This is a genomic window from Arenibacter sp. P308M17 (assembly GCF_003426735.1).
Taxonomy (GTDB): domain Bacteria; phylum Bacteroidota; class Bacteroidia; order Flavobacteriales; family Flavobacteriaceae; genus Arenibacter.
The window spans coordinates 1-5,124 of the sequence record NZ_QVON01000017.1 but is presented as its reverse complement, the minus strand read 5'-3'; the positions used below and the strand labels follow the sequence as shown (position 1 = coordinate 5,124).

At 53.2% G+C, this 5,124-nt stretch carries 2 tRNA genes and 2 rRNA genes; all 4 read left to right on the top strand.

The window, feature by feature from the left end:
* Window positions 1-132: 132 nt before the first annotated feature.
* Window positions 133-1,656 (top strand): 16S ribosomal RNA (locus tag D0S24_RS20815).
* Window positions 1,657-1,740: 84 nt separating this feature from the next.
* Window positions 1,741-1,814: transfer RNA gene (locus D0S24_RS20810), tRNA-Ile, on the top strand.
* A 142-nt stretch (window positions 1,815-1,956) separates the two neighbouring features.
* Window positions 1,957-2,033: transfer RNA gene (locus D0S24_RS20805), tRNA-Ala, on the top strand.
* Window positions 2,034-2,265: 232 nt separating this feature from the next.
* Window positions 2,266-5,097 (top strand): 23S ribosomal RNA (locus tag D0S24_RS20800).
* The 16S and 23S rRNA genes sit together here with 2 tRNA genes alongside, the layout of an rRNA operon.
* The last annotated feature ends 27 nt before the right edge of the window (window positions 5,098-5,124 follow it).

Here is a 5,124-nt window from a genome sequence, read left to right as displayed (position 1 = left end):
ATAAGTTCATTGATATATTGTAAAGACAGCGTGCCGCCTTCTTGGAAACGGGGAGGCGGCACAGAGAAAGAAATCGAGATAACGGGCCGGGAAAGATGCCTTTATGGGTTGATCGAAGTTATATAAGAATCAACGATGAAGAGTTTGATCCTGGCTCAGGATGAACGCTAGCGGCAGGCCTAACACATGCAAGTCGAGGGGCAGCGGGGATAAGCTTGCTTATCCGCCGGCGACCGGCGCACGGGTGCGCAACGCGTATAGAATCTGCCCTGTACCGGGGAATAGCCCAGAGAAATTTGGATTAACGCCCCATGGTATGTACTTGTGGCATCACATGTACATTAAAGGCTACGGTACGGGATGACTATGCGTCCCATTAGTTAGTTGGCAGGGTAACGGCCTACCAAGACGTCGATGGGTAGGGGCCCTGAGAGGGGGATCCCCCACACTGGTACTGAGACACGGACCAGACTCCTACGGGAGGCAGCAGTGAGGAATATTGGACAATGGGCGGGAGCCTGATCCAGCCATGCCGCGTGCAGGAAGACGGTCCTATGGATTGTAAACTGCTTTTGTACGGGAAGAACAAGGGGCACGCGTGCCCCTCTGACGGTACCGTAAGAATAAGGATCGGCTAACTCCGTGCCAGCAGCCGCGGTAATACGGAGGATCCGAGCGTTATCCGGAATCATTGGGTTTAAAGGGTCCGTAGGCGGGCCATTAAGTCAGGGGTGAAAGTCTGCGGCTCAACCGTAGAATTGCCCTTGATACTGGTGGCCTTGAGTTATGGTGAAGTAACTAGAATATGTAGTGTAGCGGTGAAATGCATAGATATTACATAGAATACCGATTGCGAAGGCAGGTTACTAACCATATACTGACGCTGATGGACGAAAGCGTGGGTAGCGAACAGGATTAGATACCCTGGTAGTCCACGCCGTAAACGATGGATACTAGCTGTCCGGGCGCAAGCCTGGGCGGCCAAGCGAAAGTGATAAGTATCCCACCTGGGGAGTACGTCCGCAAGGATGAAACTCAAAGGAATTGACGGGGGCCCGCACAAGCGGTGGAGCATGTGGTTTAATTCGATGATACGCGAGGAACCTTACCAGGGCTTAAATGTGGTCCGACAGCCTTAGAGATAGGGTTTCCTTCGGGCGGACCACAAGGTGCTGCATGGTTGTCGTCAGCTCGTGCCGTGAGGTGTCAGGTTAAGTCCTATAACGAGCGCAACCCCTGCCGTTAGTTGCCAGCATGTAAAGATGGGGACTCTAACGGGACTGCCGGTGCAAACCGCGAGGAAGGTGGGGATGACGTCAAATCATCACGGCCCTTACGTCCTGGGCCACACACGTGCTACAATGGCCGGTACAGAGAGCAGCCACTGGGCGACCAGGAGCGAATCTACAAAACCGGTCACAGTTCGGATCGGGGTCTGCAACTCGACCCCGTGAAGCTGGAATCGCTAGTAATCGGATATCAGCCATGATCCGGTGAATACGTTCCCGGGCCTTGTACACACCGCCCGTCAAGCCATGGAAGCCGGGAGTGCCTGAAGTCCGTCACCGCAAGGAGCGGCCTAGGGCAAGATCGGTAACTAGGGCTAAGTCGTAACAAGGTAGCCGTACCGGAAGGTGCGGCTGGAACACCTCCTTTCTAGGGAATCTGCCCATGGGGGCCTTTTTCAAGGGCCCGTTGTTTCGGTTTCTGTCTTTATAATAAACATAAAAAACTATAGTGAGTCTCATAGCTCAGCTGGTTAGAGCGCTACACTGATAATGTAGAGGTCGGCAGTTCGAGTCTGCCTGGGACTACGATGCAGCGGTGCTGCAGGTTCAAGGCCCTAAGTTTGAAAGCTTAAGGTTTTGGAACGTTCATTGATTGAAAGTATTGGAAATTCTAGAAGTTGGGTCGACTGTCAACTGTAAACTGGCAACTGCCAACTTATGGGAAAACGGGGGATTAGCTCAGCTGGCTAGAGCGCCTGCCTTGCACGCAGGAGGCCATCGGTTCGACTCCGATATTCTCCACCATACAATTGGCAATGACCAATTAGCAATAAGCAATTTTAAATTGTTGATTGTTAATTGATCACTGTTCACTGTAAAACGTTCATTGACATATTGGGACAGGGTGCGCAAAAGATTCAGGTCTTTGCGTACGCTGAAAAAGAAACACGAAAGTAAGGTAAAGTACAAGAATACGAGAGAGGGCCCAAAGGACGCTGCCGCGGAATTAGGGCCCCGCAATAGATTAAAAGGTCTGGCGACAAGCTGGATAAGGGCGTATGGGGAATGCCTAGGCTCTCAGAGGCGACGAAGGACGCGATAAGCTGCGAAAAGCTGCGGGGATCGGCACATACGATGTGATCCGCAGGTATCCGAATGGGGCAACCCGGCATGTTGAAGGCATGCCATGGCGAAAGCCAGGCAAACCCGGTGAACTGAAACATCTAAGTAGCCGGAGGAGGAGAAAACAAAAGTGATTCCGTGAGTAGTGGCGAGCGAAAGCGGATTAGTCCAAACCGATGTTGTTTCGGCAATATCGGGGTTGTAGGACCGCGAGATTCGATGTGCGATGAACCGGAACCCTTTGGAAAGAGGGGCCGTAGAGGGTGACAGTCCCGTACGGGCAAAGAACATGATCGATAGCGGTATCCTGAGTAGCGCGGGGCACGTGAAACCCTGTGTGAATCCGGCGGGACCATCCGCCAAGACTAAATACTCCTGAGAGACCGATAGTGGACCAGTACCGTGAGGGAAAGGTGAAAAGAACCCTGAACAAGGGAGTGAAAAAGATCCTGAAACCATACGCCTACAAGCGGTCGGAGCCCTTCGGGGTGACGGCGTGCCTTTTGCATAATGAGCCTACGAGTTACTTTTACTGGCAAGGTTAAGCACTTCAGGTGCGGATCCGTAGCGAAAGCGAGTCTGAACAGGGCGCCATAGTCAGTAGTAGTAGACGCGAAACCGTGTGATCTACCCATGGGCAGGTTGAAGCTGTGGTAACACACAGTGGAGGACCGAACCCGTTGACGTTGAAAAGTCTTGGGATGACCTGTGGGTAGGGGTGAAAGGCCAATCAAACTCGGAAATAGCTCGTACTCCCCGAAATGCATTTAGGTGCAGCGTGCACATAGTTTTATAGAGGTAGAGCTACTGATTGGATGCGGGGGCTTCACCGCCTACCAATTCCTGACAAACTCCGAATGCTATGAAATGTTTGTGCGCAGTGAGGGCATGGGTGCTAAGGTCCATGTCCGAGAGGGAAAGAACCCAGATCACCGGCTAAGGTCCCGAAGTATATGCTAAGTTGATATAACGCGGTGGAACTGCACAGACAGCCAGGATGTTGGCTTGGAAGCAGCCATTCATTTAAAGAGTGCGTAACAGCTCACTGGTCGAGCGGTTCCGCATGGATAATAATCGGGCATAAGCATATCACCGAAGCCGTGACTTCCATTCTATGGAGGGGTAGGGGAGCATTGTAGTGCCGCTGAAGGCGATCTGTAAGGGTTGCTGGAGGAGCTACAAACGAAAATGTAGGCATAAGTAACGATAATGCGGGCGAGAAACCCGCACGCCGAAAGACCAAGGTTTCCCCAGCTATGCTAATCAGCTGGGGGTCAGTCGGGACCTAACACGAACCCGAAAGGGGCAGTGGATGGACAACAGATTAATATTTCTGTACCCGCTCACGCTAAAAGTGACGGAGTCGAGAAGTTGGTGCGTGCAGACGGAATTGCACGTTGAACCACGCCAAAGCGTGGGATAGTACGGCGAGACTTCGGTCGAGCCGATAATCCAGCGTATCGGCTTCCTAGAAAAGCGAGTGAAGCGGCCCGTACCGCAAACCGACACAGGTGGTTGGGATGAGTATTCTAAGGCGCTCGAGAGATTCATGGCCAAGGAACTAGGCAAAATGGACCCGTAACTTCGGGAGAAGGGTCGCCCCCCCTTGTGGGGGGCCGCAGTGAAGAGGTCCAGGCGACTGTTTATCAAAAACACAGGGCTCTGCAAAATCGAGAGATGAAGTATAGGGCCTGACACCTGCCCGGTGCTGGAAGGTTAAGAGGAGATGTCATGGCGCAAGTCAGAAGCATTGAATTGAAGCCCCAGTAAACGGCGGCCGTAACTATAACGGTCCTAAGGTAGCGAAATTCCTTGTCGGGTAAGTTCCGACCTGCACGAATGGTGCAACGATCTGGACACTGTCTCGGCCATGAGCTCGGTGAAATTGTAGTATCGGTGAAGATGCCGGTTACCCGCAGTGGGACGAAAAGACCCCGTGCACCTTTACTATAGCTTCGTATTGACCTTGGGCAACCAATGTGTAGGATAGCTGGGAGGATTTGAAGCGGTGCCGCCAGGCATCGTGGATCCATTGTTGAAATACCAGCCTTTGTTTGTCCGGGGCCTAACTCCCATATGGGAGGACAGTGCGTGGTGGGTAGTTTGACTGGGGTGGTCGCCTCCAAAAGAGTAACGGAGGCTTCTAAAGGTGCCCTCAATACGGTTGGCAATCGTGTGCAGAGTGCAATGGCACAAGGGCGCTTGACTGAGAGACATACAGGTCGACCAGGTACGAAAGTAGAGCATAGTGATCCGGTGGTTCCGCATGGAAGGGCCATCGCTCAAAGGATAAAAGGTACGCCGGGGATAACAGGCTGATCTCCCCCAAGAGCTCATATCGACGGGGGGGTTTGGCACCTCGATGTCGGCTCGTCACATCCTGGGGCTGGAGAAGGTCCCAAGGGTTGGGCTGTTCGCCCATTAAAGTGGCACGCGAGCTGGGTTCAGAACGTCGTGAGACAGTTCGGTCTCTATCTACTGCGGGCGTTAGAAATTTGAGTGGACCTGACCCTAGTACGAGAGGACCGGGTCGGACCGACCGCTGGTGCGCCGGTTGTCCCGCCAGGGGCATTGCCGGGTAGCTATGTCGGGACGGGATAAGCGCTGAAAGCATATAAGCGCGAAACCCGCCACAAGATGAGATTTCTTTAAAGGGCCGTGGGAGATGACCACGTCGATAGGCCATAGGTGGAAGGGCGGCAACGTCCGTAGCCGAGTGGTACTAATTGCCCGTTGGCTTGCGCAAACGCCGTCCCGCGGGAGACCGCGGGAG